Genomic DNA, 27,000 nt, shown 5'->3' on the forward strand with positions numbered 1-27,000 from the left:
TGCCCGCGGGGGGGGGGGGGGGGGGGGGGGGGGGGCCCCCCGCGCCCCCGGGGGGGGGGCGGCCCCCCCCACCCCAGGGCCCGTGCATCGCCCTCGCCACGTACAGGCTGACCCGACTATTCCCCCCTTAATCCCCCGCTCATGTTCTTGTAGATTGATGGCTTGTTAACCAGCGCAAGCGTGTGCCGCCCCCCGCACCGCCCGCCTTAAGGAATAGCCACCATGAAACATGTCACCCTGCCCGATGGCGAGCGCGTGCCCGCGCTTGGCATGGGAACGTGGAATATGGGCGAACATCCCGCCGCGCGTGCCGAGGAAATTGCCACGCTGCGGCTGGGCCTGGACCTGGGCCTGAGCCTGATCGATACCGCGGAGATGTACGGCGAGGGCGAGTCCGAGGAGATGATCGGCGAAGCCATCGCCGGCCGGCGCGACGAGGTCTTCCTGGTCAGCAAGGTCTACCCGCACAACGCCAGCCGGCGCGGCACCGTGGCCGCGTGCGAGCGCAGCCTGCGGCGGCTTGGCACGGACCGCCTCGACCTCTACCTGCTGCACTGGCGCGGCGGCATCGCGTTGGAGGAAACCGTTGAGGCGCTGCAGAACCTGCAGCGCGACGGCAAGATCCGCCACTATGGCGTGAGCAACCTCGACCTGTCCGACATGGAGGAATTGTGGGCGGTTCCCGGCGGCGACCAGGTTGCGGTCAACCAGCTGCTCTACAACCTGACCCGCCGCGGCATCGAATGGGACCTGCTGCCCTGGATGCATGCGCGCGGCGTGCCGGCGATGGCCTATTCGCCGATCGAGCAGGCACGGCTCGCGCGGCATCCGAAGCTGGTGCGTTTCGCGCAGGCCAACAGCATGACGCCGGCACAGGTCGCGCTGGCGTGGCTGCTGGCGCGCGACGACATCATTGCGATTCCCAAGACCGGACACCGCGACCGCCTGACCGAGAATTTCGGCGCCTTGCAGCACCCGCTCACGCCCGAACAATTGCTGGAACTCGACCGCCTGTTCCCGCCGCCGAGCGGGCCCGCGCCGCTTGAAATGCTATAGCGGCAGCCGGCCGTCCGAGGTGCGATCGCGGATTACTGCGTGCGCGCGATATAGCGCTCGCGCTCGACGTATTTCGTCAGGTAGGCGCGCGCCTTCTCGCGCGTGTCGGTGGTGACGCGGTCGGCCGCCTGGCGCGCACCTGACTTGCCGTGCGAGGACGACATCTGGCTGCCGAGATAGGTGCCGAAGGCATCGTGCATGGCCTTCAGTTCGCCGTTGCACGCCGTCAGCGCAGAGGACACCACGTCCTTCGTCTGCGCTTTGCCGGACACACCTGCGTCGGCCTGGTGCTGCACGCAATCCATGTAGCGGGCGCGCAGCGCCTGCCAGCCGTTGCTGGCTTCCGTGCTCGCGCTGGCGGAGCTGGCGGCGCTGGCGGCCTCGCCCGCATCGGGCGCGGGCGGATGCGAGCCGCAGGCGCCGAGCAGCGCGGCAAGCATCAGGATGGATAGTTTGGGGGCATGGAAGATCGTCTTCATGCGTCGGGACTGTACCGCAGCATCTGCACCCTTGCAGGGTCAAAGTCGACCATACGCCACAGCATTAACAAATGGAAACGACTTCAACGGGTTGCAGGCGGTCGACCATTGGTCCGTAAGCAGCCGGGCACTATGCTTCAAAGAACACAAACAAGCAGAAGGAGATCCTATGAAGCGCCGCTCATTCCTCCAAACCAGTGCCGGCCTCGTGCTGGGCAGCCTGTCACTGGCGGCTTGCACCACCACGGGTCCCGATGCGCCCAGTGACAAGGCCGCGCGGCGGCGTGAACTGGATTCGGGCGTGGACGCCACGCTCGGCAAGTTGTACGGCAGCGTCAAGGGCTCGCGCGAGCTTGCCAACAAGGCGCGCGGCATCCTGGTGTTCCCGAAGACGCTGTCGGCGGGCTTCGTCGTCGGCGGCGAGTATGGCGACGGCGCGCTACGCTCGGGCGGCGCCACGCACGGCTACTATCGCCTGGTCGCGGGCTCGGTCGGCTGGCAGATCGGCGCGCAGTCCAAGTCGATCGTGCTGATGTTCCTGACGCCCGAGGCCTACGACAAGTTCGTGCGCAGCAATGGCTGGACCGCCGGCGTGGATGCCACCGTGGCACTGGCCACGATCGGCGCCAACGGCGTGCTGGACACCAACACCGCGCAATCCCCGATCGTCGGCTTCGTCATGACCAATGCCGGCCTGATGGCCGGGCTGAGCCTGGAAGGCAGCAAGATCACCAGGCTCGATCTGTAGCGCACCACCGCGCGATGCCGCCGCTCTTTTTCAGGCGGCATCGCGGCGACCGGCTAGAATTCGTCCCTTTCATCCGGCCGAATTCATCCCATGTGGTTCAAGAACCTCCAGCTCCACCGTTTTTCCGCTCCATGGTCGCCCCGCGCCGACGAAGTCGAAGCCAGCCTGGCCAAACACGCTTTTTTCCCCGGCACCAGCCTTGAAATGCAGACCCAGGGCTGGGCCTCGCCGCGCGACAACGGCCAGCTGGTCCACACCGTGGGCGGCCAGATGCTGCTGACGCTGCGCACCGAGAAAAAGCTGCTGCCCACCACCGTGGTCAACCAGGTCACCAAGGCGCGCGCCGCCGAGATCGAAGAGCAGCAGGGCTACAAGCCCGGCCGCAAGCAAATGAAGGAACTGAAGGAGCAGGTCACCGAAGAACTGCTGCCGCGCGCCTTCAGCATCCGCCGCGACACGCGCGTGTGGATCGACCCGGCCAACGGCTGGCTGGCCATCGACGCTGCCAGCGCGGCCAAGGCCGACGAGGTGCGCGGCATGCTGTTCAAGGCACTGGACCCGCTGCCGCTCGCGAACCTGCACGTGAACCAGTCGCCGGTGGCGGCCATGACCGACTGGCTGGCCACCGATGTCGCCCCCGCCGGCTTCACGGTGGACCAGGAGATCGAACTCCAGTCCGGCGCCGAAAGCAAGGCTACGGTGCGCTACGTGCGCCATCCGCTCGATGCCGAAGACCTGCGCCGCCATATCTCCGGCGGCAAGCGCTGCACGCGCCTGGCCATGACCTGGAACGACCGCGTGTCGTTCGTGCTGACCGACTCGCTCGCGATCAAGCGCGTGGCGCCGCTGGACGTCATCAAGGAACAGGCCGACAACACCGGCAACGACGAAGACGAGCGTTTCGACGCCGACTTCACGATGATGGCCGGAGAACTGGCCGGCATGCTGGGCGACCTGACCGAGGCGCTCGGCGGCGAGCGCAAGGTCTGAGGCCAGCGCCGCACGACCTGAAAAGCTGCCACGGCCGCCTTGCGCGGCCGTTTTTTATGCCGCCTCAGCCGACCCAGTTGACCTTGGGGAAGCGGCCGGCGAAACCGGCCGGCATCGGCATCACCTTTTTCTGCTGATAGTCGAAGAACACAAAACCGGACTTGGCCATGGCGATCAGCGCGCCGTCCTGCGGGCGCGTGATGCGGAAGATGATGTCGCCGCCATACTTGTTGAAATCCATCACGCCGACTTCGAACAGCAACTGGTCACGCGCATGCGCCTCATTGCGGTACATCGTGGCCAGGTCCGTGACGATGATGCCCAGACCCTCCACCCTGTCGCCCTCGCTGCCGAACTCATAGAGAAAGCGGGCGCGCGCCTCGGAGATCATAGAGATCATCGCATCGTTGGCCAGGTGGTTGGCCGAATTGATCTCGGTGACGCGCACGGTCATGTGCGTCGAATAGCAGAACTGGTCGTCGGGAAGGTCGAGTTGAAGACGGGCCATGGCGGCATCGGGCAGAGTGGACGGAAAACCGCCGCCAGACGCACCAGAGGGTCGTCGATCCCAGGCAGGCTGACGGCGAGGCGCCCATCATAGTCGATCCCGGCGGTTCGGCCAGCAGGTCTCAGGGGTTGAGCGGCGGCAGCGCTGCCGGCGAAGCACGGTGCAGCGGGACAGACCGATGTCGGGCGGCGTATTTCGACAACAGCGCCGCCAGTTCATTGCCGCTCCACGGCCCGGCGCTGGCAACGGCGCCGAACAGTCGCCGTTCGAGCGCATCGATGGCGGCGGCCAACGCCGCATCGCCAGTGCCGGCCACCCAGTCAGCCGGCGCCTTGTCCCATGCGGTGCGCGACCACACGCCCAGCGCGCGATAGGCCGCCGGCGCTTCGTTCGCGCGGCAGGCCTGCAGCAGCGCCGCAAGCCGCGCCTCGCTTCCGGCAGCCCTGGCACTGCGCCGTGCCGCAAGCATCCGGCGCAGCCGCGCCACGTGCGGCCGCATCCAATGCAGCAGTGCCCACGCCAGCAGCAGTACCAGTGCGCCGCCAGCTGCCCACAGCCACAGGCGCCACGCGGTGCCGCCCTTTCCGGGCAACGGCGCAGCGTGAGGACCGGTCGGCGAGAGTCCTGTCAAAGCCGGCGCGGAGGCCACCTCCACCTTCACCTCGGGCGCTTCCGATTCGCCGGGCTTGCGCGTGACCGGATCGAACCATTCCACCTTGATCGCCGGCAGCGTATAGGTGCCCGATTGCTCGAACACGTAGGTGATGCGGTCCGTGCGGCTGCCGCCCGTATTGCCGGCGCTGTCGTGCGCGGCATCGCTGAGTTGCGGATCACCCGCGAACACGCGTACGCCGGACGGCGCCTCGATCTTCGGCGGCCGGATCATCATGGCCTGCGTCTGCGGCGCGAACGTGGTGATGGTGCGCACCAGCGCGTCGCCGGAACGGAACTGCGCCCGCGGACCGCTGACCGGGCGGTCGAAGCGCTGCGTGACGTTCAGGCGCGCCACCGGCAGCGCGGCACCGGCCGGCGCGCCGGCAGCGCCCGTGGCGCGGATCGTGGTGGGCGGCAGCGTCACGCTGCCCTGGCGCGGCTTGCCGTCATCACCGGAATAGGTGAAGGCGATGGAGACCTGCGGCAACTGGAACTCGCCACCCTGCTCCGCGGCAAACAGGTAGGTCTTGCGGATGCCGGCGTAGCTCGCGCCGTTGATGGTCTCCACCGTGTTCTGGCCGCGGTCGTCCGGCATGGTGACGATTGCGCCGGGCACCTGCAGTGTCGGAAAGACGGGCGCCGACAGGAAAAAATTGGGAGCCAGAATGGTTACGTCGAGGCTGATCTGCTGGCCCGGCAGTATTGGTTGCTTCGCCGCGACGCTAACCCGCACGAGAGGATCGGCCGCCAGCGCGAGCGCGCTCGACAGCCACATCATCAGGCCCATGAACCAGATGCCGAGACCCCGAACCGCGCGCGTCATGGCTTGGCTCCGGCGCCGGGCTGTGCCTGGCTCTGCAGCGCGAACTTGCGTTGCAGCAGTTCCGTCGGCGTGGTCTGGATTGCGCGCATCCACGTGTCGGCGCTTTCCACCGCGCCCGGCTCGCGCTTCTTGCCCTCCCCCTCGGGCGGCTTGGAATCGCTGTCGTACCTGACTTCGTCGGGCTTGATGTCGGGCGGCTCCTCGCCCTCATTTGGCTTGTCCGCCCTGGCCGCCAGCTTTTCCATGAGCGCCAGGTTGGCCGTGGCCGCGGGCCATTGCGGGCGGTGCTTCAGGGCCTGCCGGTAGCGCGCCGCCGCGTCCTTGTACTTGCCCATCCGCGCCAGCGCATCGCCCTGGTTGAAGTCGCTCTCGGGCGAGTCGATCAGCGCGAAGCTCTGCACCGCCTGCGCGTATTGCCCCGCGCGGTACTGCGCCACGCCGCGCCACATCGGGTCATCGAACAGCGCTGCGGCGGCGGCAAAATCGCCACGCTCGAACGCGCGGCGGCCCTGCTGGTCGTGCGTAAGCCACAGGTCGACAAAGCGCCGTGCGCGCGGCGCGTCGGCATCGGGTGCCGATGCCTGCGCGCAAGATTCCTGCGGCGGCGCGGCCAGCATCGCGGCAAGCAGAACGCCGGTGATCCAGCGCACGGCCCAGCCCTTGCGGAACCACAACACGCCAAGCAGTGCGATCGGGATCGTCAGCCACCAGCCTTCATCCTTCCAGCGCGTGTTGTCGGCCGACTGCTTTTGCGCCAGGTGCGATTGCACGTGGCGCTGCACCCAGGCGACGTCGTCGTCGCTATCGGGCGTGAACGTGGCGACCGGCACGCCGGTGTCGTCGCCAAAGCGCTTGAGCGCGGCCATGTCCATGCGCGCAAACACGCGCACGCCGTCCTTCTCGACAAAGCCTTCGGTGCCGCTGCGCAGCGGGCCGCCGCGTTCGGTGCCGATCGCCAGTACCACTGGCTGGCTGCGCCCGCTGCTGACCTGGGCCTTGAACGCGCGCACGGCGGCGTTCTCCACGCCATCGGTCAGGAACAGGATGGTGCCGGGCACATCTTCATGCTTGAGCGCGGCATCGATGGTGCGCAGCGCGAGCGCGGTGTCCCTGCCGGGCGCGGGCATGATGCGGGTCTGCAGCGCATCGACGAAGGTCTGCAGCAGCGTGGCGTCGTCGGTCAGCGGCAGCACCAGGTGCGTGGAGCCGGCATAGGCCCAGATCGCAGTACGCCCGCCGTCGCGGCGCGCCAGCAGCGCCTTGACCTTGAGCTTCGCGCGTTCGAGCCGCGTCGGACTCACGTCGATGGCATCCATGGTCGGCGACAGGTCGACGGCAATCGCCAGCGGCGCCTTGTCGTCGAGGAACGGCGGACGTTCGCGCTCCCAGCTGGGCCCGGCCAGCGCGATGGCGCCGAGCGCAAGCAGCAGCGCGGTCAGGTGCACGGGGCGGATGGCCAGCCGGCGGCGCTCGCCCACCATCAAGGCGTCGAGCAGGTGCGGGGCGATGGCGTCGCGCCAGCGGCGCCGTACATCGCCGCGTCGGCGCACGGCCCAGACCAGCAGCACCGCGGGGATCAGCACCAGCAGCCACCAAGGGCGCAGGAAGTGGAAGTCCGCCAGCGCGTGCATCACGCTTCCTCCGCCGCTGGCTGCCGCACGCCACCCCGGCGCGGACGCGACAGCCACGCCGACCAGAGCGCCATGATGAGCTGGTACACCAGCACTACGCCCACCGCGGCCCCGAGCGGCCACATGAACAACTCGCGGCGCGGCCGCCACGACAGCGTTTTGTGGTTGTGCGGCGTGATGCGGTCCAGCGTCGCATAGATGCTCTCCAGTCCCGCCTGGTCGGCACCGAAGAAGTAGCGTCCGCCGGTCGATGCGGCGATGCGCTGCAGCACGCCCAGATCGACGCGCTGCTCGCCCGCGGCCGAAGGATCGCCGATGCCGATCGTATGCACGATCACATGCCGCTGCTTCGCAATTTCCGCGGCGCGTTCGGGCGGCATCTTGCTGGCGGTGTCGTTGCCGTCGGTCAGCACGATCAGCACCTTCTCGGGTGTCTGGCTCTGGTCGAACATCTTGATGCCCAGGCCGATGCCATCGCCGAGCGCCGTACTGGGGCCCGCCATGCCCGGCAGCAGGTCCTTGATCATGGTCTGCACCAGCGTGTGGTCCAGCGTGAACGGCGCCAGCGGGTACGGTGCATCGCCGAACACGAGCAGGCCGATGCGGTCGCCGGGGCGGCGCGCCACGAAGCGGCTGACCACCTCGCGCACCGCTTGCACGCGCGGGATCAGCGCGCCGGCCGGGTCGCGGAAGTCGCGCGTGTCCATCGACTGCGACAGGTCCAGCGCCAGCAACAGGTCGCGCGCGGGCAGCACCTTCTCGATCGGCGCCTCCAGGAACTGCGGCCGCGCCAGCGCCATCACCAGCAGCGCCCACGCGAGCGGCGCCAGGAGGCGCTGCAGCCAGTTGCTGCGCGGCACGACCGCGCCGGGCGCCGGCTTCAACCCTGCCGCGCTGGCCACCTCGCCAAAGAATGGCAGGCGCACCGACGGGCTTTCCTCGCGATACGCCGGCAGAAGCCACCACAGCAGCAAGGGCAGCGGCAGCAGCACGAAGAGCCACGGATATTCAAACTGGTACATGGTGGCCCGCAATCCATTGCTGGCAGGCTGCGGCAGTGGCCGCTACCTGGCTGTCTGGCCATTGCGCGAGCGCCCCGGCATCGCGGTACTGCGCGTCGTTGACCAGCGTCGAGAGCACCGGCACCGCGGCGCCGGCCTTGCCCGCATTGGCCTGCAGGAACTTCGCCCACTCCGCGCCGGCCATGCTGGCCACCTGGGCGCGCGGCCACGCCGCCAGCGCGGTGCGCTTGAGCAGTTCCGCCATGGCGGCCAGTGCGTGCGCACGCGCCTGCGGTGACGCGGTCATGCCGGCACGCAATTGCTCCAGTTCGGCCAGGGCCTCGCGACGGTAGCGGTTGGCGCGATAGCGGCGCCACCAGCGCCATGCCGCCAAAGCCACCAGCGCCAGCACGATCGCGCCCGCCACCGGCCAGCCGATGGTCTGCGGCCGCCACGATGGCGGCGGCGGCACGACCACTTCGGCCAGATGCAGGAGATCGCCGGCAATCGTCGCGCTGTCGGGTGCGGCCGTGCTGTGTACCAGGTCGCTCATGGCCGCGCTCCCTGCCGTGCGCGCAGCGTGCCATGGCCTTGCGGCAGCGCTTGCCCGAGCAGGCGACGCAACTGCCGCGGCGTTTCCTCCGCGGCTGACAGCGGCAGCAGTGGCACGCCAATGGCGCGATGCCAGGCCAGCAGATCGCGGCTCTGCGCATCGACGAACTCGGCGATGCCCTTGCGCGTCGCAGCGTGGCCAAAGCCCAGCTCGACCTGGAGCTCGCCGTCGCTGACGACAAGCTGGCCGGAGTCAGGCAGTTCGAGCAGGAACGGGTCGTAGACCAGCATCGTGAGCAGGTCGTTGCGCGCGCACATCGACAGCATCAGGTCGCGCGTGGCCGCATCGTGCCCGTCGAAGTCGCTGATGACAATGACGAGGTGGTCATGCCGTGCGAGCCGCGAGGCCCGCTCCAGCGCGGCATTGAGCTGACCCGCGCCACGCCGCGCGGGCGCATCGGCGCGCAGAGACTGGTTCTGGCGCGCGATCTCGCCAAGCAGGTGCTCCACGGCCTGGCGGCTGCGGCGCGGCGCAAGCTCGGTGCATGCGCTGTCGCCGAACACCAGCCCGCCGACACGGTCGCCTTCCGACAGCACGCGCCACGCGGCCAGCGCCGCGGTCTCGGCCGCGGCCACGGACTTCATCGCGCGGCGGCTGCCGAAGAACATGTTGATGCGCTGGTCCACCAGCAGCAGCACCGGACGGTCTTTCTCCTCGCTGTACACGCGGACATGCGGCTTGCCGGTGCGCGCCGTGACGCGCCAGTCCATGCTGCGGATATCGTCGCCGGGCAGGTAGCCGCGCACTTCCTCGAAAGTCAGCCCGCGCCCGCGTACGCGGGACGCATGCCGGCCCGCCAGCACGCTGTGCACCGGCTGGCGCGGCAGGAAATGGAAATCGCGCGCGGCGAGTTCAAGCGCCGCCAGCGCCGCGGCGTCCACGCTGACGCCCGGCTGCACGCGCGAGGCGGGCCCTTTGCCGGCAGGCAGCGGCGAACGGCCAAGCGAGGCAAGATGGGAACGCATGGCGCCGGCCGCCGCGTCAGGCCACGGCGACCTGCTGCACCAGGCGGTCGATCACGGCATCGGCGCTGACACCGGCGGCGTGCGCCTCGTACGACAGGATCAGGCGGTGGCGGAACACTTCGTGCACCACGGCCTGCACATTCTCGGGCGAGACAAAGTCATGCCCGTGCAGCCAGGCGTGCGCGCGCGCCACCTTGTCGAGGCCGATGGAGCCGCGCGGGCTCACGCCGACCTGGATCCATCGATCCAGCTCGTCATCGACGGTCTTGGGCTCGCGCGTCGCCTGCACCAGCGCGACCATGTAGCGCGAGACCGCTTCGCTCACGTGAATGCGGTGGATCTCGGCACGCGCGGCGAAGACCACCTCCGGCGCGAGCCGCTGTATGGCAGCGGCCTGTGCGCCGGCCTCGGCGCCCGACTCTTCGGCACGCGCCAGCGCCACGATCTGCGCTTCGGCATCGGCGTCGGGATAGGTCACGTTCACATGCATCAGGAAGCGGTCCATCTGCGCTTCGGGCAGCGGATAGGTGCCTTCCTGTTCGATCGGGTTTTGCGTGGCCATGACCAGGAACAGCGGATCGAGCTTATGGGTCGTGCCGCCGACAGTGACCTGGCGCTCTTCCATCGCTTCGAGCAGCGCGGCCTGCACCTTGGCCGGCGAGCGGTTGACCTCGTCGGCAAGGATCAGGTTGGCGAAGATCGGGCCTGCCTGGAAGCGGAATTCGCCCTTTCCGCCCTCGGTGTAGTAGACCTCGGAGCCCGTGATATCGGCCGGCAGCAGGTCGGGCGTGAACTGGATGCGCGACAGCTTCGCCTCGAGGTTGCGCGCCAGCACCTTGATCGCGCGCGTCTTGGCCAGGCCCGGCAGTCCTTCCACCAGCAAGTGGCCATCGGCCAGCAGACCGAGCAACAGCCGCTCGATCATGTGCTGCTGGCCGACGATGGATTCGCCCATTCGCTGCTGCAATGCCAGCACGTCGTCACGGGTGCTCATGGGACATTCCTCGATGGTGCGGAGCCGGGCGCCCGGCGGCCGCCCCCGAACCAGACGTAGTAAGGGTTGTCGGGATCGGTGCGCATGACCTGTTGCATATGCAGCGCCCAGGCATCGCGGTCGCCGTAGTAAGCATCCAGACCGGCCGTGTAGAAGGTGTGCAGCGTTTCACGTTCGAGCCCGATATCGGCCATCAGGGCCGCATCCGCTCCGATCAACGGCGGCTCGGTCTGCAGCGTCAGCAGGCGCTGCAGGACTTGCGGGAACTCGGCGCGCCGCACCCACGTCGCGTATTCGATGCGGGGATGGTCGTCGGTCACGGCGGGCGCGTCACTGGCATAGCGCTCCAGTCCCGCGCGGTCCGTGACCCACGTTGCCAGCAGCGCAGCCGGTGATGCCACGCCCACCGCGTGCAGTGCTGCCGCGACTTCCGGCTGCGCAAAGCGCTCGCGGATGCGCGCGGCATCGAGCGTGACCGGCGACATCGAGCCCACCAGCATCATCTCGTGCAGCTCCGTGGTCCACAGCGTCGCGTGCGGGAACACGTCGAGGAAACTGCGCACCAGCGAACGCGTGTCTTCATCGTTCTGCGTAGGCAGCGGCAGCCATTGCGCCACCAGTCCGCCCGCTTGCAGCCGGGCCGCGGCGAGGCGATAGAAATCGGTCGAGTACAGATTCACCACGCCCGCGGCCGAAGGCGGCGGCGGCTCCAGCGTGATCAGGTCGTATCGCTGCTCGCTCTGAAGCAGCTCGCGCCGGCCGTCCCGAAGCCGTATATCGACGCGCTTGTCGCTGGCCACGCCGAAGTTGCCCTGGAACTGCGGCACGGCACGCAGCACTCGCGGCAGCAGCTCTGCCACCACGCGGTGTTCCAGGCCTGCAAACGGCAGCGTGGCGCCAGCGGTGATGCCCGTGCCAAGGCCAATCACCAGTGCCGAGCGCGGCGTGCCGCCGTGCACGATCAGCGGCAGCAGCGCCTGCAAGCGCATGTAGCGCAGCGACGTCATGGTGTCGCCGGAATTGGACACGCCCTGGATATAGAGCCGGTTGAAGCTGTGGGTCGCCGATGACTGTTTCACCACCGCCACGGTGGCACCGCGGCCTTCCTCGTAGAACACCATCTCGCCGCCGCGCGCGCGCGCCAGCAGCGTGGCAAGACGATCCGGGGGCGCAAGCGCCGCGGCGATCACCGCAAGCAGCGCCACCATCGGCACCGCCCAGCGCGCCAGTTTCGTCACGCCCGAGCCGAGCGCCGCGGCAATGACGCCGACAATGCCTGCGCCCACCGCCAGCAACGACAACGTATGCACGAGCCCGATGTGCGGCACGAGCACAAACCCCGCCACGGCCGTGCCGGCGATACCGCCAAGCGTATTGAGCGCCACCACCGCGCCCACGCCGGCACCGAGCCGGTGATTGTCCACGCCCACGCGCAGCACGAACGGGAACGCCGCGCCCAGCAGCAGCGTCGGCACGAACACCACGCACAGCGCCGCCACCGCGAAACTCGCGCAGGCGGCTGCCAGGCCGTTCGAGGTTGCCGCCTGCGCCCAGGCCGATACCGCCGCCTGCGCCTGCAGCAGCCATTCGCCGAGCACGACGATCTCCAGCAACGCAACCAGCCCTGCCGCAGCGATCAGCATGGCGAACGCGCCCCACGGGTCGCGCGCGCGGTCGGCGCGTTTTGCAGCCAGTGCACTGCCCATCGCCAGGCCCGCAAGGTAAGTCGCGAGCACGATCGTAAAAGCAAAGGTGCGCGTGCTGATGAACTGCACGATGGCTTGCGACCACACCACCTCGTAACCCAGCGCGATGCCGCCCGCAGCCGCATAGAGCACGAGTGCCAGCCGGCCAGCGCCGGCGTCGCGCCCCGGCTGCGCAGCGGCTGGCGTAACGGCAGTGGCGGCAGACTCGTCCGCCGGCACCGGGCGCGATGCCATCAGCAGCGCGGCAGCCGCGGCAAGCCCGTTGAGCGTGGCCGCGGCCAGCGCGCTGCCCGTAATGCCGAGCCACGGAATCAGTACGAAGCCCGCCAGCAGGGTGCCCGCAATCGCGCCGGCGGTGTTGGCGGCATACAAGCGTCCGCCATGCGTGCCGACCTGCCCCGCGCGCGACGCCAGCACGCGCATCAGCACCGGCAGCGTGCCGCCCATGGCCGCCGCCGGCAGGATCACCAGCACGAACGGCAACGCCCACGCCAGCAGCCCGGCGCGGCTCTCCAGCCATGCGAACGGTGCGGCGGCGCGTGCGAGCGCCAGCGTGGCGCCGATGGCCAGCACCAGCACGGCGATCTCGAGCCACGCGTACAGCCGCAGCGGCTGCGCATGGCGGTCCGCCACGCGTCCCAGCAGCCAGCCGCCCACCGCGAGGCCGGCAAAGAATGCGCTCACGGCCGTGGTGACGGCATGTACATCGACGCCAACCACCAGCGCGAGCTGCTTGATCCAGAGAACCTGGTAGATCAGTCCGGCCGCGCCGGACGCGAAAAGCAACAGGTCAGGTGCCAGCACGGCGCCGTCGTGCGCCAGTTGACCCTGCCCTGCCTGCACGGCGGCGCCTTGTTCGCGCCGCGGTTTGCCAGATCTGTGCCGCGCTTGCTGCTTGCCGGCGTTGGCGCCGGCATGCGCTTCTTTCATGGTGCGATCCTGGTGATGAGGTTGGCCGGGATGGCCCGGCCAACCATTGCCGCTGGAATTACTTCCCGGCCCCCGCAGACCCCTTGTCGATCGACTTCATCACCGCCTCGGTCATCTGGTCGATAGTGAAGCTCGCGCCGCGCTGGCTGGGCGGATAGTCCTTGAACGTCTGGAGGAACGGTGCCACCCGCGACGACGCATAGCTGATCATGTAGGCATTCTTCGCGGTCCAGTCATAGTACTGGTCCGAGACGACATCGGCCCGCTCATACGGATCCATGCGCAGGTTGAACGCCTTCGGCACGCGCAGGCAGGTGAACGGGTTGGTCCACACCTCGAAGCCGCCCGGATGCCTCTGCTCGCAGAAGACGAACTTCCAATCGTTGTGCCGCATCGCCACCAGCACGCCGTCGTCGTTGAAGTAGAAAAAGTCCTGGCGAGGCCCGGTGTTGGTCTGTCCGGTCAGGTATGGCAGGAAGTTATAGCCGTCCAGATGCACCTTGAACGACTTTCCGCCAATGCTGGTGCCCTTGAGCAGGCGGTCCTTGATGTCGGCATCGCCGGCCGCGGCGAGCAGCGTAGGGAACCAGTCGAGGCCCGACATCATGGTCGTGGACACCGTGCCAGGCTTGATCCGGCCAGGCCAGCGCACCAGTGCCGGCACACGGAATGCACCTTCCCAGTTGGTGTCCTTCTCGCTGCGGAACGGCGTGGTTGCCGCATCGGGCCATGACCACTGGTTGGGGCCGTTGTCGGTGGTGTAGATGACGATGGTATTGTCGGTAACCTTCAGGTCGTCGAGCGACTTGAGCAGCTTGCCGACATCTCCGTCGTGCTCCAGCATGCCGTCCGCGTACTCATTGCCCGGCATGCCGCTCTGTCCCTGCATGGAAGGTCGGATATGCGTAAAGGCGTGCATGCGCGTCGTGTTCATCCACACGAAGAACGGCTTGTCGGCCTTGACCTGCTTCTCCATGAAGCCGATCGCCGCCGCCGTGGTTTCGTCGTCGATGGTTTCCATGCGCTTGCGGTTCAGGGGGCCGGTATCTTCCACCTTGCCGTCAGCAAAGGAATGGAGCACGCCGCGCGGCGCATTCGCCTTGACCCAGGCTGCATCGTTCTTCGGGTAGTACGGGCGCTCGGGCTCCTCTTCCGCATTCAGGTGATAGAGGTTGCCAAAGAATTCGTCGAAGCCATGCGCGGTCGGCAGGTATTCGTTGCGGTCGCCCAGGTGGTTCTTGCCGAACTGGCCGGTCGCATAGCCGAGCGGCTTGAGCGCCTGGGCCATGGTCACGTTCTGCGCTTGCAGCCCGACCGGTGCGCCCGGAATGCCGACCTTCAGCAGGCCCGTGCGCAGGCCGACTTCACCCGTGATGAAGGTGGATCGTCCCGCCGTGCAGCTGTTCTCGCCGTAGTAGTCGGTGAGCATCATGCCTTCGTTGGCGATGCGGTCGATGTTCGGCGTGCGATAGCCCACCACGCCATGGCTGTAGGCGCTGATGTTGGTCTGCCCGATGTCATCGCCAAAGATGACCAGGATGTTCGGCTTCTTGCCGGACGGCGCGGTGGCGGCCACCGCGGGTGCCGAAGCCACGTCGACTGGCGCACTGGCGGCAACTGGCGGGTTCTCCTTCGCCGGCACTGGCGCGGCCGCGGTTTCCGGCACCGCAGCTGACGCCTGTGCCGCTGGCTGCTGCTCCTTGGGCGGCGTCTCTTTCTTGCCGCAGCCCGCGACGGTAAAGACGGCGGCGGCCATGGCCAGCATCACCAGCCTGGTGCCCCCTCCTTTTGCTTTGCCTTCTTCAACTCGGTGCATGTCCCGCCTCCGTTCATTGACCCATTACGGTCGGTTTGCTGCGCTCATCGTGCTCATGGCTTGCCGGCCGGATAGACCTGCAGCCAGTCCTGCTTCATGCTGATCACCGTCCAACCTCTGGCCTGGGCCGCGTCGAGCGCCTTGTCGAGCTTGCCGACCTTGGACTGCCGGTCGTAGGCGAACTCGCGTTCGGCGTCGTCGTGGTGGACCAGCACGGCCATGCGCGGTCCATCCCCGCCGGTGGTGTACTCCAGCATCTGCATGTCGCCGTCGGAGTTGCCCACGGCAAGGATCGGACGACGGCCGATATGGCGGTAGATGCCAACCGGCTTGCCCGGTCCGTCATCGATGAATTCGAGCTTGGCGTCACGCACCAGCACCGGCTTGCCGTCGCGCACCATGTACTTGACCGCCTGCGAGGAACCGATCACCTGCTCGGGCGGAATGCCGTAGATCTTCTGCACCCACGGCCGCATGAATTCGATGGTGCCGCCAGAGACGATGTAGGTCTTGAAGCCATTCGCGCGCAGGTAGGACAGCAGTTCCAGCTGCGGCTGGTAGACCAGCTCCGTGAACGGGCGCTGCAGCTTGGGATACTTTGCTTGCGCCAGCCATGCACGGATGGTGCGGTCGTATTCCCCCACCGTCATGCCGCTGTTGGCCACGGCGATCAGCGACAGCAGCGCCTTCTCGTTGCGCATCAGGGCCTGCATGTCGTTGGCCATCAGCGCCTTGAAGGCGGGATTGTTCTTCCATTCCGGATGCTGCGGCGCGGCGGCCCTGACCTGGTCGAGCAGGAAGAAGAACTGGAAATAAAGCGGCTGCTCGCTCCACAACGTGCCGTCGTTGTCGAACACGGCGACGCGATCGTCGGGCGCCACGAAGGTGGGCGAGCCCGGACGCGTGGTATCGGCCACGAACTTGATCAGCGCCTGCCTGGCCGCGCCATCGCGCCAGGAAGGCAGCGCTTGCGCGGCGACCTCGGGCGCCTGCGCCGGCTGCGTGCCCGCCGCGGCACCGCCCTCGGCCGGTGCCGCGCATCCGCCCACGCCGGCCCCCGTGAACGCCAGCGCCGCCAGGCACAGCGCGGCCAGCGCGGGACGCAACGCATTGCGCGCGGGCGGCTTGAAGGTGGAGGGTTCCATCAGCGTGCTCCGGTCATCGGGAAAGGGCGCAGGCGGACGGCGCGGCTATCGCGCCATGGCCAGCGGCTGCTGCTTGCGCTGTTCGGCCCAGCGGCTGTCGTCCATCACCAGCCGGAAGCCGAGATGCGACATGCTGTTGTACGGGTCGGTGCCGCGCCGGGCGCTGGGCCGGTAGCTCAGGCAATAGTCTTCGTTGCAGAGGAAGGAGCCGCCGCGCGTGACGCGCTTGGGCGCGGTGACGGGCACGCCGGGCTCGCTCGGATCCCACGACGCCACGGGGCCCGCCGGGTCGGCGATCAGCTTGCCCAGCGCGGCCTCGCGCCGGAACTGGTCCGCGCGGTACCAGTCCGCGACCCACTGCCACGCGTTGCCGGTCATGTCATAGAGGCCGTAGCCGTTGGCCGGGAACGTGCCGACCGGGCTGGTACCGAGCGCGCCGCCCGCCTTCGCGCTGACCACCGGAAACGGCTGGCCCTGCTGGCCTTGCCAGACATTGGCCATCTGCTTGCCGTCCGGCGCGAATTTCTCGCCCCAGGCGTAGGTGGCCTGCTCCAGGCCGCCACGCGCGGCGAACTCCCACTCGGCCTCCGTGGGCAGGCGCTTGCCGGCCCACTTGGCATAGGCCTGCGCGTCTTCATACGAGACCTGGACGACCGGGTGGTTGTCCTTGCCCTCGATCGACGTGCCCGGCCCGCCCGGATGGCGCCAATCGGCACCGGGCACGTAGCGCCACCAGCGCGAATAGTCCTGCAGCGGCACGGGGCGCGCGGTGCCCACGAACACCATGCCGCCCGCGACCATCGCACTGTCGGGCGGGCGCGGCGTGCCGGGCGGCAGCTGGACTTTCAGGGTTTCCCAGTCGGGCGCCTTTTCCGCGGTGGTGACGTAGCCGGTGGCCTCGACGAACTTGCGGAACTCGGCGTTGGTGACGTGGCGCTGGTCCATCCAGAAACCGTGGATGCGCACCTGGTGCGCAGGCTTCTCGTTGGCCTGCGCCATCTTGCTGTCGCTGCCCATGAGGAATTCGCCGCCGGGGATGTGGACCATGCCGGCCGGGCCGCGCACGCCATCACCGACCACGATGTCCTGCGACTGGCCGCCGTGGCGGCCATGCATCGTCCACCAGGTCGCACCAAAGCCCGCCCCGACACCGGCGCACACGAGCATCGCGACCATGGCCCCACGCCAGCGGCGCGGCGCGGCGGCGACCGCTGTTGCAGCGGAAATCCCGCGCTTCTTGCCCATGGCTCTTCCTCCGCAAAGCACAAGTGGTGCGTAATGCGCACCGCGAAGCTATCGTTGCAGAAGGAAAAGCGAAACGGAATTCAGTTTTCTTGGCACGTGATTTTAGATATTTCGCATCGACGCGCACGCAAGTCTCTGAAAGGCCCGACGCGCCACCGAATTCAACGCTGTGTGCAGCAATTCGGCGAGGCGGCCCGAATTCTTGCGTGCCTGCGCATGCACGTCGCTTGCTATGCTCCGATCTGCACACAAACGCCAGTTATGGGACCAGAGCATTTGCCCCATCAACGGGACGTCGACAGGACAAAGTGGAAAGGGCGCGACAGACAGTGCCCGCGCCCCGAAGCCTGCATTGGCCTTGCCAGTTTCAGTTGGTGGTGGCGCCCAGCGCGCCGGCGCGCGCGGTCATGGTGCGCTTGGCGATATTGAGCTGGTGGATCTGGGTGGTGCCTTCGTAAAGCCGGAACACGCGCACGTCGCGGTAAAAGCGCTCGGCAACCGTGCGCGCCATGTAGCCGCTGCCGCCGAATACCTGGACTGCCCGGTCCGCCACGCGCCCGGTCATTTCGGAAGCAAACATCTTGCACATCGATGCTTCCATGGTCACGTCCTCGCCGGCGTCGCGACGGCGCGCGGTTTCGAGCACCAGCGCACGCGCGGCGTGCAGTTCGGTGTTGCTGTCGGCAATCATCTGCTGCACCAGCTGGTACTCCGAGATCGGGCGCCCGAACTGTTCGCGCTCGCGGGCATAGCGCACCATCTCGTCGACCAGCCGGATCGCCGGGCCGATGCACAGGCCGGCCAGGTTGATGCGTTGCTTGTTGAGCGCCTTCATGGCCGTGGTGAAGCCGCGCCCCGGCTCGCCGCCGACAATGGCGCTGGCGGGGACCCTGCAATCCCTGAGGATGACGTCACCGACGGGCGAGCCGTGCTGCCCCATCTTGCGCTCGGGCTCGCTGGTGTCGAGGCCCGGGGTGCCGCGCTCGACGAGGAATGCGCTGATGCCGTGCGCGCCAGGCGTATCCGGCTCGCTTCGCGCAAAAACCGTGAACAGGTCCGCCAGCGGTGCATTGGTGATGAAGCATTTGGTCCCGTTGAGCACATAGTGGTCGCCATCGCGCGTCGCGCTAGTGCGCAGCGACGTGGCGTCCGAGCCGGCCTCGGGCTCGGTCAGCGCAAAGCACCCCGTGATCTCGCCGGAGGCCAGGCGCGGCAGGTAGCGCGCCTTCTGCGCGGCCGTGCCATCGACGACGAGCGACTCCGAGGCAATGCCGGTGTTGCCGCCGAAGCGGGCGCGGAACACCGTGGCGGCCTGCGACACCTCGATGTTGACCAGCGTAAGTTCTTCCGATGTCAGCCCCGCGCCGCCATAGGCTTCGGGGATGCTGTGCCCGAACAGGCCGAGCTGGCGCATGGCGTCGACCAGCGGTTCGGGAATGCAGTCGTCGTGATCGATCTGTGCTTCCTGTGGAATGCAGGTTTCAAGGACAAACTGGCGCAGGGTGGCAAGCAGTGCCTGCAGGCGGGCGGGATTCTGGATCATGGTGGTAACAGGACGGGTCGGAAGATTGGGGACAGCGTGCTTACTGCGAGGCAATGCCGGCCGTTTTCAGCACTCCGGTCCACTTGCGGGATTCGCTTGCGATGTAGCGCTCGAAAGCCGGTGCCGATTGCGGCGCGACGTCCATGCCCAGGCCTGCCAGGCGCCGTGCGATGTCCGGATTGGCGACGGCCTGCGCGACGGCATCGGCAAGCTTCTTCACCACGGCATCCGGGGTCTTGCGCGGCGCCACCAGCCCGAACCATGCGCCGACCTCGTAGCCGGGAATGTGGGCCGCCTCCGCGACCGTGGGGACGTCCGGCAGCGCCGGCGAACGGCGCGCCGACGTGACGGCGAGCGCCCGCAGCTTGCCGCTTTGCACCTGCTGCCCGGCAATGGCGATGGTCAGCGCCATCATCGACACACGCGCGCCGAGCAGGTCCGACAGCGCTTCGGGCTGCCCCTTGTAGGGCACGTGCGTCAGGCTGACGTGGGTCATCTGCGCCAGCAGTTCGCCGGAAAGATGGTTCGAGGTACCAACACCCGCGCTCGCATAAGTGACCGCGCCAGGCTGGTTGCGCGCGGCACTCAGCAAGGCGTCAAGGCTCTTCGCCGGCGACGCGGCCGGCACCACGATCACGTTGGGGATGAACCCTAAGCCGGCGATGGAACGGAAATCCCGTTCCGCATTCCACGTGATGGCGCTGTTCAGCAGCGGCCCCACCACGTGGCTCGGACTGACGGCGAGCAGCGTGTAGCCGTCCGGCGCGGACTTGGCGACGAAGTCGGTGCCGATGGCGCCGCCCGCGCCGGTCTTGTTCTCGACGATGACCGGCTGCTGCAGGATCTGCGCCACGCGTCCGGCGACGATGCGGGACACCGAATCCACCACGCCGCCGGCTGAGAACGGCACGATGATGCGGACCGCGTGCTCCGGAAAGCGTGCGGCGGCCGGCTCCTGCGCGGCGGCCATTCCGGCGGCGCCCAGGCACAAACCCGCCGCCATGCGTGCGATTGCGCCGGCAAAACGGTGCCGGCTCCAAGCCTTGCTGCTGTGCATCACGTCTCCTTGTCGGGTGCCCGCCGTCTTCGTGAACGACAGGTCAGGTTGCCGTCGCGGCGCCCCGGGGGACGTGGTTCCGCGACTGCTATCGTGCGCAGGCCAGTTCGATCTGCCGAATGGCCTCGGTCAGCTTTGGCGCCACCTCGCGAACCAGCAGGTCGCCGGCATCGCGCATGGCCGACACCGTGCAGTTCAGCGCGAACGCGTCCTGCTGGAGCGACTGCCGGATCGGGGCGGCAATCGCATGGATCTCGCGCCGCCATTCGCCGCGGCTCACGCAGAAGCCGTGTTCCGCGAAATGCTTCTGCTCGGCAACCCACATCGGCTTCTCCGCGGCGAAGCGCTCCGGGTCTTCGACCCGCAGCCGGTTCAGCACGGCGGTGCGCTCTTCGCGCTCGCAAGCCAGCAGCAACGCGCGGCCGATCGAACTGCTCAGCAGCGGGCGCGTGCTGCCGATGTCGGGCTGGTAGAAGTTGGCCGGGTCCAGCCGGCAGCTATCCACGTACACCACCGACAAGCGCTCGCGCATGCCGAGGTTGACGGTGCAGCCGGTCTCGCGCGCCAGCGCTTCCATGTGCGGCCTGGCCACCTGCCGGATGGCCAGCCCCGCCAGCATCGGGTACGCCAGCGCCAGCACGCCCGCGCCCAGCCGGTACTTCTGGTTCGACGCCACGCGGCTCAGGAACCCAAGCATGCACAGCGTGTACGTCAGCCGGGACACCGTCGCCTTGGGCAGGCCGGTCCGTTCCACGATGTCCTGGTTGCCCAGCACGGGACGGTCCGGCGAGAACGCCCTGAGCACATCCAGGCCGCGCGCCAGGTTGGTGGCGAACTGGCGATCCACGGAGAGTTCATCGGAACTCGCGAGGCCTGGCAGCGGGTGACGTTCCATTTCCGGTTGGCGTTGCGTGCTTTCCATGCTCGTGTCCGCAAGGGGGGAAGTCAACGTTGTATCACGACGGTTTCGCTGTGCGGAACCGTGCTTGCGCACAGCGGCGCGGGCTGCCACCTTGCCTGGAAGCCCAACCACAGGTCATTCCCATGCAGGCATCTCCGGCAGCATCAACGCCCCGTTCCACCCCCTCTTCCGCAGACTGTTCCGCTTCGACGCAAGGCCCGCTGGCCGGTGTGCGCATCCTCGACATGGCCACGGTGGTGGCTGGCCCGTTTGCCGCGACCTTGTGCGCCGACATGGGGGCCGAAGTGGTCAAGCTGGAACTGCCCGACGGCAGCGATCCGCTGCGCACGCTGGCGCCGGTCAAGGACGGCAGCCCGCTCTACTGGAAGGTCACCAATCGCGGCAAGCGCGGCATTTCGCTTGATGTGCGCACGGCCCGCGGCCGCGATATCTTCCTGCGCCTGCTGCCGCAGTTCGATGTGCTGGTCGAGAACTTCCGCACCGGTACGCTGGACCGGTGGGGCCTGGACATCGGTACGCTGCGCGCGGCGAATCCGCGGCTGACCGTGCTGCGGCTGACCGGCTTCGGGCAGACCGGCCCCGCCGCCACGCGACCCGGTTTTGCGCGCATCTTCGAAGCCATGAGCGGCTTTACCAATCTGGCCGGCACGCCGGAAAGCGGCCCGCTGCACATGAACTATCCGGTTGGCGACATGATCGCCGGCCTGTTCGGCGCCTTCTCCATCGCCACCGCCGTGGCCGAGCAGCGCAGCGGACGCGACACCGCGGCGCGCGAGATCGACCTGGCCGCCACCGAGGCCGTGTTCCGCCTGCTCGACCCGCTCGCGGTCGAATACGAACAGCTGGGCCAGGCCCGGCAGCGCGCGGGCAATCGCACGACCTATGCCGCGCCATCGAATATGTATCGCACCGCGGACGATGTGTGGGTCACGGTGGTGGCGTCTTCCGACGCCACCTTCGCGCGCCTGGCGCAAGCCATGGATCAGCCAGAACTGGCCACCAGCGCCGACTACGCCGGCAACGTCGAAAGGGTGCGCAACATCGACAGGCTCGATGCCATCGTCGCCGGATGGTTCGCGCAACACGACCATGCCGCGGCCAGCGTGGCGCTGGAGCGGCACGGCGTGCCGTTCAGCAAGGTTTTCGGCATGGCAGACATCCTGGCGGATCCACACTTGCGCGCCAGGAACGTGGTAACGCGGTTGCCCGACCCGGATTTCGGCTCGCTCCCCGCCCCGTGCGTCGTGCCGAGGTTCTCCGGACACGTCCCGCCCGCGCCCCGCACCGGTCCGTCCGTGGGGGAACACAACGCGTCAATCTACGGCGAGCTGGGTCTTGGCTCGGAAGAACTGGACGCGTTGCACCAGGCGGGGATTATCTGATCGCCACCCATATTGCATACAATTATGGAATACAATATCTCTTCTTGAACCATGCCCGGACAGGAAGAGACCATGACATCGCACCAAACCAGCCCGACCACCCAGCACGTTGCCGCACTGGAGCCAGTTGAGAACTACCTGAAAGGCCATGCGACCGGCAAGGGCGAGTACATCCGCAAGGCGTTCCACGCCGATGCGCGCATCCAGTCGTTCCGTGACGGTGTGTATTACAGCCTGAGCGTCGAGGAGTTTATCGCCGCCAGATTCCAGGGCGAGCCCGCCGCGGACGAGGCGCAGCGCAAGCGCTTCATCACGCAGTTCGATGTAACCGGCAACGCCGGCACGGCCAAGGTGGTGCTGCAGTATCCGGGCGTGACCTTCACCGACTATTTCACGCTGCTGGAGATCGATGGCGTATGGGGTATCGCCAACAAGACGTTCAGCGCGGCGACGCCGGCGTAAGCCACGCGACTGTCGCCAGGCGCGTGCCGGTGGCGCGCGCCTCGGGCCGCGCCAGACGGGCCTTGAGTTCGGCGCGTTCGCTGAAATGTGGCGCGGCCAGCCACGCGCCGAGTTCATCGCGCCAGTTCTCCCAGGCGTTTTCGTCGAACTCGAATTCCTCGTCGAGCCGCCCGCCGTCGCGCAAGTAGAAGCCCGCCACGCTGGTGCCGTTCCAATAGGCGACGGCCACGTCGGAGAAGTCCGCGGTGGTTCCCGCTGGCATGTCGCGCAGCAGCATTGCCAGGTTTGCCTTGAACGGTTTGAATTCGTCGGTGGGCATGGCGGCCTCCGCTGCATGGTAGGACGATACCAACAGGGTGCTCCTGTTCTCCTGGCCCGTCAATTTACTGAGTGGCCTCGGCCACGCGCTGTCGATGTCGTGCATAACCGCTGCGCGATGATTTGCAATGGCCTGACGACGCCCGCTTGCTGTTGACACATTCCTCGTCAAGAATGGGGCAATGCCTCTCTTCCAACTGGAGTTGCCGACCATGCCCGAAGCCAGCATCACCGCACATCTTCCGACGATGGATATCGAACTCATGCGGCACAGGCTGCCCGAAGAGAATACCGATGTCATTTCCGTACTGATCCGCGCTACGCCCTCGTTCGCCGCCATGGAGCACTGGCTGGCGCAGTCCCCGCCGCTGCCCTTCGAAGATGTCATGCAGTGGTGGGCCGACATGGTGCGCGCGACATGGCAGCCCTGGCTGGCGCTCAATCCCGCGCTGGCGCTGATGCTGCCGCCGCCGCAGCCGGACGCGCTGGTGGACGCGGCGTCGGACAAATAGCCGTCCCGCCACCGGGTCTTTGAGCTTGATCCGGCACTCGGGCTGACCTAGACTGAACTCCGGCGTTCTGCGCCGTGCACCTTCCGCGGCCGTCGCACAGCCAGCGTTCCGTCATAGGACTGGCGTCCGGCCGCGCCCTGCCAGGAGACAAGCGATGCTGCAAACATCCATTTCCGAGCGGGCGCTGTCCCGCGGGTTGCTGGACGTCCTGATTCGCGCGGGGCTGATCGCCACGCTGGTGATCTTCTGCTTCGAGATCTTCCACCCGTTCTTCGACCTGGTGGTCTGGGCGCTGATCCTGGCCGTCACGATCTATCCGCTGCAGGTGCGGCTGCGCGGGCGCATGGGTCTCAGCGAGGGGCACATCGCCACGCTGATCATCGTGCTGTCGATCCTGATCATCCTGGTGCCGGCGTACCTGCTGGGTCTCGCCGTGTTCGAGTCCGTGGAGCGCGCGATCGAGATCGTCAAGGGCGGAAACCTGCGCATCCCACCGCCGTCCGACGCGGTATCCCAGTGGCCGCTGATAGGCCAGCAGCTTTACGAATTCTGGCAACAGGCCGCCAACGACCTGAGTGGCCTGCTGATGAAAGTCGCGCCCCAACTGAAGGAGTTCAGCGTCCTGATGCTGGGCAAGCTCGCGGGCGTCGGCACGGGGCTGCTTGTCTTCGTGTTTGCGTTGATCATCGCCGGCATCATCATGGCGTATGGCGAAATGGGCACGCGCAGCGCGCAGCGGATTGCGTCGCGCATTGTCGGGCCGGACCGTGGCCTGCGCATCGTGGAGCTGTGCACCGCGACCATTCGCGCCGTGGCGCAGGGCGTGGTGGGCATCGCCTTCATCCAGATGCTGCTGATCGGCGTCGCGTTCATCATGAAGGGCATTCCCGGCGCCGGCCTGCTGGCGCTGGCCGTGCTGCTGCTGGGCATCATGCAGCTGCCCGCGACGCTGATCACGATACCGGTCATTGTCTACGTCTTCGTCACGGAAGGCGCCAGCGTCACGACGATCGTCTTCGCCGTCTATGTGTTCGTGGCCGGTCTTGCCGACAACGTGCTCAAGCCGCTACTGCTGGGGCGCGGCGTCGACGTGCCGATGCCGGTGGTGCTGATCGGCGCGCTCGGCGGCATGATCAGCGGCGGCATCATCGGGCTGTTCATCGGGCCGGTGATGCTGTCGGTCGGCTACCGCCTGTTCTGGCTGTGGGTCGACGAGCCTGCCGCGGCGCCGGTCGAAGGCGTGCAGCCCCAGCCGGCCGAGACGCTGTCGCCAGCGCCTCCGCGCGTGAGCTGAAGCCGGCCGCCGCCCGGCGGCCGCATCAGCGTTGTTCCCCGCCCTGGCGTGCCAGCAGGTCCGCCATGTCGTCGGCGTGCTCTTCCTCCACGGCAAGGATCTCTTCCATCATGCGGCGCGAGGTCGGATCGCGATCGCCGAGGAACTTGACGATCTCGCGATAGCTGTCGATCGCAATGCGCTCGGCCACCAGGTCTTCGCGGATCATGTCGGTCAGCGTCTTGCCTTCGACATACTCGGCGTGGGAACGGCTGGTCAGCCCGTTGGGCGCGAAATCGGGCTCGCCGCCGAGCTGCACGATGCGCTCGGCAATCTGGTCGGCATGGCCCTGCTCTTCATTCGAGTGCGCGAGGAATTCATCGGCGACACTCTTCGAGTTCGGACCCTTGGCCATGAAGTAGTGGCGCCGATAGCGCAGCACGCAGACCAGCTCGGTGGCCAGCGCGTCATTGAGCAGCTTCAGCACAGTGTCGCGATCCGCCGCATAGCCGGCCGTCACCGCGCCATCGTCGATATGCTTGCGCGCTCGCTCGCGCAGGGTCTTGACGTCTGTGAGGAAGGGTGTTGTTGTCGTCATCACGGGCTCCTGTACGGATGGCGCGCAGGGGGACGCGCAGTCCGGGGTGGGATGAATGGGAGTGTGACGCGAAAAACATGCCAAGCGGGCGCCGCTGGTTCATCAACGTCGTAGCGGCAACACGGCATTGCTGCGTGCAAAAAATGCACGGTACGCGACGGGAAGGGGTGACGAGAAATTGCAAACCGTCGCGCGTGCCTTATGCCGCCACGCGCATCCGCTCGACTACGTTGGTGTAGAACTTCTCGCCCAGCGCCGTGAGGCACGGCCGCGGCCGCCTGATGCCGCGCTCTTCCCACTGGATCATGCCCTTGCTCGCGAGCTCTTCGAGTTCCAGCGTGCTGGTCGCTTGGTATGGCGCGTTCCGCACAAGAATCAACGCCGAAACTTCGTGGTGAGTGAGCATCTTGTCTCCGATTCTGCATCCTGGCCTGCACCACTGGGGGTGTGCGGCCTGAGCCTCGATCTTCTCGCTGCGTCGGCCGCTTTCGCGCACCGGCAACCGCGGCGGCGCATCGACACGCCTCGGGCCGTGTCGCCCAGACAGCGCCGTCCGGACAGGTTGCTATTCTGGTAAGGGAAGGCGCCTGCGCAAAGCAATGATTGGCGATGCCGCCATAACGAAAATTCAAGGCAAGACCAGGCGCCACGGACGAGTGCCGCGGACGACATGAGCCAACTTGACCCGCTTTCCCTGCAACTCTTCATCCATGTGGTGGAAAAGGGAACGATTGCCGCGGCGGCCGAGCGCGAACACATCTCGGCCGCTGCCGTCAGCAAGCGCCTCAGCGAGCTGGAAAGCCAGTTGCGGACCCAGTTGCTCGTGCGCACCAACAAGGGCGTGGAAGCGACGCCCGCCGGCCATGCACTACTGACGCTGGCGCGCAGTGCATTGCATGAGCTCGATCAGGTGTGGGCGCAGATGCAGAGCTTTGCGGCCGGCGTGCGGGGCGTGGTCCGTATCTGCTCGAGCCTGTCGGCGATCCTGCAGTTCCTGGCGCAGCCGCTGCAATCGTTCTCCTCGCAATACCCTACCGTCCAGCTAGAGCTTGAAGAGAGGACCAGTTCGCAAGTGCCAAAAGCCATTGCGGAGAATGCGGCAGATATCGGCATCTATGTGCCGATCCTGCCCGTGCCGGGACTGGAGACCTTTCCTTTCCGCCGGGACCGCCTCGTCGTGATTACGCCGGGAGGACATGCCCTGTGCGATCGACCGCATGTCACGCTGCGCGACCTGCTCAAGCATGAGCTGGTCAGCATGCACACCGGCAGCGCCATCGATGTCGCCCTGTTGCGCGCCGCACAGGACCTGCACTGCCCCCTGAAACTGCGCATCCGCGTGACAAGCTTCGACGCCTTGTGCGTGATGGTCAGCGCCGGGCTTGGCATCGGCATCCTGCCGGAGGCGATCGCCGAACGTAACCGTGCGACCATGCCGCTTTGCATCGTGCCGATCGCCGATGCGCTGGCCATGCGCGAGTTCCTGCTGGCCGTGCGCAGCATGGAGGCACTACCCGTGGCCGCGCAGTTGCTGGTGCGGCATCTGCTGGAGCCGGGAGGCGGCACGGGTACGGACTGATTCCCTTTCCCTCGCGCCATCGCAAGCCTGTTGTGCGCGAGCGATACCGG

General features: G+C 67.4%; 26 protein-coding genes. 8 read left to right on the forward strand and 18 right to left on the reverse strand.

Annotation, left to right across the window (positions count from 1 at the left end):
* Window positions 1-222 precede the first annotated feature (222 nt).
* On the forward strand, window positions 223-1,056 hold the full coding sequence (locus AC3FKG_RS02640; RefSeq protein ID WP_488742345.1) for an aldo/keto reductase: 834 nt from the start codon (window positions 223-225) through the stop codon (window positions 1,054-1,056).
* A 32-nt stretch (window positions 1,057-1,088) separates the two neighbouring features.
* Here AC3FKG_RS02640 and AC3FKG_RS02645 read toward each other — a convergent pair whose 3' ends face one another.
* Window positions 1,089-1,535, reverse strand: a complete 447-nt coding sequence (locus AC3FKG_RS02645) for a hypothetical protein (RefSeq protein ID WP_483709304.1) — start codon at window positions 1,533-1,535, stop codon at window positions 1,089-1,091.
* Window positions 1,536-1,704: 169 nt separating this feature from the next.
* On the opposite strand from AC3FKG_RS02645, the gene AC3FKG_RS02650 reads away from it, so the two are divergent.
* Together AC3FKG_RS02650 and AC3FKG_RS02655 are read left to right on the forward strand one after the other, a co-directional pair.
* Window positions 1,705-2,283: a BPSL1445 family SYLF domain-containing lipoprotein gene (locus tag AC3FKG_RS02650; RefSeq protein ID WP_483709306.1), complete on the forward strand. Its 579-nt coding sequence runs from the start codon at window positions 1,705-1,707 to the stop codon at window positions 2,281-2,283.
* A 90-nt stretch (window positions 2,284-2,373) separates the two neighbouring features.
* Complete coding sequence (locus AC3FKG_RS02655) at window positions 2,374-3,273, forward strand: recombination-associated protein RdgC (protein ID WP_483709308.1); 900 nt, start codon at window positions 2,374-2,376, stop codon at window positions 3,271-3,273.
* A 64-nt stretch (window positions 3,274-3,337) separates the two neighbouring features.
* Here AC3FKG_RS02655 and AC3FKG_RS02660 read toward each other — a convergent pair whose 3' ends face one another.
* The 14 genes from AC3FKG_RS02660 to AC3FKG_RS02725 form a co-directional block, all read right to left on the reverse strand.
* The gene (locus tag AC3FKG_RS02660; RefSeq protein ID WP_483709310.1) at window positions 3,338-3,781 is read right to left on the reverse strand and encodes a thioesterase family protein; all 444 of its coding nucleotides are present in this window, start codon (window positions 3,779-3,781) and stop codon (window positions 3,338-3,340) included.
* 121 nt (window positions 3,782-3,902) lie between these two features.
* A complete protein-coding gene (locus AC3FKG_RS02665) occupies window positions 3,903-5,258 on the reverse strand; it encodes a BatD family protein (protein WP_488742346.1) in 1,356 nt (451 codons plus the stop codon).
* Window positions 5,255-6,889 carry a vWA domain-containing protein gene (locus tag AC3FKG_RS02670; protein WP_488742413.1) on the reverse strand — a complete coding sequence of 545 codons (1,635 nt, stop codon included), beginning with the start codon at window positions 6,887-6,889 and terminating at the stop codon, window positions 5,255-5,257. Before AC3FKG_RS02670 ends, AC3FKG_RS02665 begins: the two co-directional genes overlap by 4 nt.
* Window positions 6,889-7,911 carry a vWA domain-containing protein gene (locus AC3FKG_RS02675; protein WP_488742347.1) on the reverse strand — a complete coding sequence of 341 codons (1,023 nt, stop codon included), beginning with the start codon at window positions 7,909-7,911 and terminating at the stop codon, window positions 6,889-6,891. The genes AC3FKG_RS02670 and AC3FKG_RS02675 overlap by 1 nt, the downstream gene beginning before the upstream one ends.
* A complete protein-coding gene (locus AC3FKG_RS02680) occupies window positions 7,898-8,443 on the reverse strand; it encodes a DUF4381 domain-containing protein (protein WP_483709315.1) in 546 nt (181 codons plus the stop codon). The genes AC3FKG_RS02675 and AC3FKG_RS02680 overlap by 14 nt, the downstream gene beginning before the upstream one ends.
* Complete coding sequence (locus AC3FKG_RS02685; protein ID WP_483709317.1) at window positions 8,440-9,468, reverse strand: DUF58 domain-containing protein; 1,029 nt, start codon at window positions 9,466-9,468, stop codon at window positions 8,440-8,442. Before AC3FKG_RS02685 ends, AC3FKG_RS02680 begins: the two co-directional genes overlap by 4 nt.
* A gap of 16 nt (window positions 9,469-9,484) precedes the next feature.
* Window positions 9,485-10,462 (reverse strand): AAA family ATPase, encoded by a 978-nt coding sequence (locus tag AC3FKG_RS02690; RefSeq protein WP_483709319.1) that lies wholly within the window; start codon window positions 10,460-10,462, stop codon window positions 9,485-9,487.
* Window positions 10,459-13,098 (reverse strand): fused MFS/spermidine synthase, encoded by a 2,640-nt coding sequence (locus tag AC3FKG_RS02695; protein ID WP_488742348.1) that lies wholly within the window; start codon window positions 13,096-13,098, stop codon window positions 10,459-10,461. Before AC3FKG_RS02695 ends, AC3FKG_RS02690 begins: the two co-directional genes overlap by 4 nt.
* 58 nt (window positions 13,099-13,156) lie before the next feature.
* Window positions 13,157-14,914 (reverse strand): arylsulfatase, encoded by a 1,758-nt coding sequence (locus AC3FKG_RS02700; RefSeq protein WP_483709322.1) that lies wholly within the window; start codon window positions 14,912-14,914, stop codon window positions 13,157-13,159.
* 53 nt (window positions 14,915-14,967) lie between these two features.
* Window positions 14,968-16,059, reverse strand: coding sequence for an HAD family hydrolase (locus AC3FKG_RS02705; RefSeq protein WP_488742349.1), 1,092 nt, complete (start codon window positions 16,057-16,059; stop codon window positions 14,968-14,970).
* A 45-nt stretch (window positions 16,060-16,104) separates the two neighbouring features.
* A complete protein-coding gene (locus AC3FKG_RS02710; RefSeq protein WP_483709326.1) occupies window positions 16,105-17,304 on the reverse strand; it encodes a formylglycine-generating enzyme family protein in 1,200 nt (399 codons plus the stop codon).
* Between the two features lie 367 nt (window positions 17,305-17,671).
* Window positions 17,672-18,847 carry an acyl-CoA dehydrogenase family protein gene (locus tag AC3FKG_RS02715; protein WP_488742350.1) on the reverse strand — a complete coding sequence of 392 codons (1,176 nt, stop codon included), beginning with the start codon at window positions 18,845-18,847 and terminating at the stop codon, window positions 17,672-17,674.
* Between the two features lie 40 nt (window positions 18,848-18,887).
* Entirely contained in the window at window positions 18,888-19,904 is a 1,017-nt protein-coding gene (locus tag AC3FKG_RS02720; RefSeq protein WP_483709330.1) for a Bug family tripartite tricarboxylate transporter substrate binding protein, read from the reverse strand.
* Between the two features lie 88 nt (window positions 19,905-19,992).
* Window positions 19,993-20,799, reverse strand: coding sequence for an IclR family transcriptional regulator (locus tag AC3FKG_RS02725; RefSeq protein ID WP_483711539.1), 807 nt, complete (start codon window positions 20,797-20,799; stop codon window positions 19,993-19,995).
* Window positions 20,800-20,948: 149 nt separating this feature from the next.
* Here AC3FKG_RS02725 and AC3FKG_RS02730 point away from each other — a divergent pair, with 149 nt between their 5' ends.
* Both AC3FKG_RS02730 and AC3FKG_RS02735 read left to right on the forward strand, forming a co-directional pair.
* Window positions 20,949-22,208, forward strand: a complete 1,260-nt coding sequence (locus AC3FKG_RS02730; protein WP_488742351.1) for a CaiB/BaiF CoA transferase family protein — start codon at window positions 20,949-20,951, stop codon at window positions 22,206-22,208.
* Window positions 22,209-22,280: 72 nt separating this feature from the next.
* Window positions 22,281-22,670: a nuclear transport factor 2 family protein gene (locus tag AC3FKG_RS02735; RefSeq protein ID WP_483709333.1), complete on the forward strand. Its 390-nt coding sequence runs from the start codon at window positions 22,281-22,283 to the stop codon at window positions 22,668-22,670.
* On the opposite strand, the gene AC3FKG_RS02740 is transcribed toward AC3FKG_RS02735, so the two are convergent.
* Window positions 22,648-22,989 (reverse strand): hypothetical protein, encoded by a 342-nt coding sequence (locus AC3FKG_RS02740; RefSeq protein ID WP_488742352.1) that lies wholly within the window; start codon window positions 22,987-22,989, stop codon window positions 22,648-22,650. The two genes, AC3FKG_RS02735 and AC3FKG_RS02740, sit on opposite strands and share 23 nt — an antisense overlap.
* A gap of 181 nt (window positions 22,990-23,170) precedes the next feature.
* On the opposite strand from AC3FKG_RS02740, the gene AC3FKG_RS02745 reads away from it, so the two are divergent.
* Together AC3FKG_RS02745 and AC3FKG_RS02750 are read left to right on the forward strand one after the other, a co-directional pair.
* Entirely contained in the window at window positions 23,171-23,500 is a 330-nt protein-coding gene (locus AC3FKG_RS02745) for a hypothetical protein (RefSeq protein WP_483709337.1), read from the forward strand.
* Between the two features lie 154 nt (window positions 23,501-23,654).
* Window positions 23,655-24,794: an AI-2E family transporter gene (locus AC3FKG_RS02750; RefSeq protein WP_488742353.1), complete on the forward strand. Its 1,140-nt coding sequence runs from the start codon at window positions 23,655-23,657 to the stop codon at window positions 24,792-24,794.
* 25 nt (window positions 24,795-24,819) lie between these two features.
* On the opposite strand, the gene AC3FKG_RS02755 is transcribed toward AC3FKG_RS02750, so the two are convergent.
* On the reverse strand, window positions 24,820-25,371 hold the full coding sequence (locus AC3FKG_RS02755) for a ferritin-like domain-containing protein (RefSeq protein WP_483709340.1): 552 nt from the start codon (window positions 25,369-25,371) through the stop codon (window positions 24,820-24,822).
* Window positions 25,372-25,570: 199 nt separating this feature from the next.
* A complete protein-coding gene (locus tag AC3FKG_RS02760; protein ID WP_483709341.1) occupies window positions 25,571-25,777 on the reverse strand; it encodes a hypothetical protein in 207 nt (68 codons plus the stop codon).
* Window positions 25,778-26,041: 264 nt separating this feature from the next.
* On the opposite strand from AC3FKG_RS02760, the gene AC3FKG_RS02765 reads away from it, so the two are divergent.
* Window positions 26,042-26,950: a LysR family transcriptional regulator gene (locus tag AC3FKG_RS02765; RefSeq protein ID WP_483709343.1), complete on the forward strand. Its 909-nt coding sequence runs from the start codon at window positions 26,042-26,044 to the stop codon at window positions 26,948-26,950.
* The last annotated feature ends 50 nt before the right edge of the window (window positions 26,951-27,000 follow it).

Source organism: Cupriavidus sp. 22TCCZM04-2, from assembly GCF_057798895.1.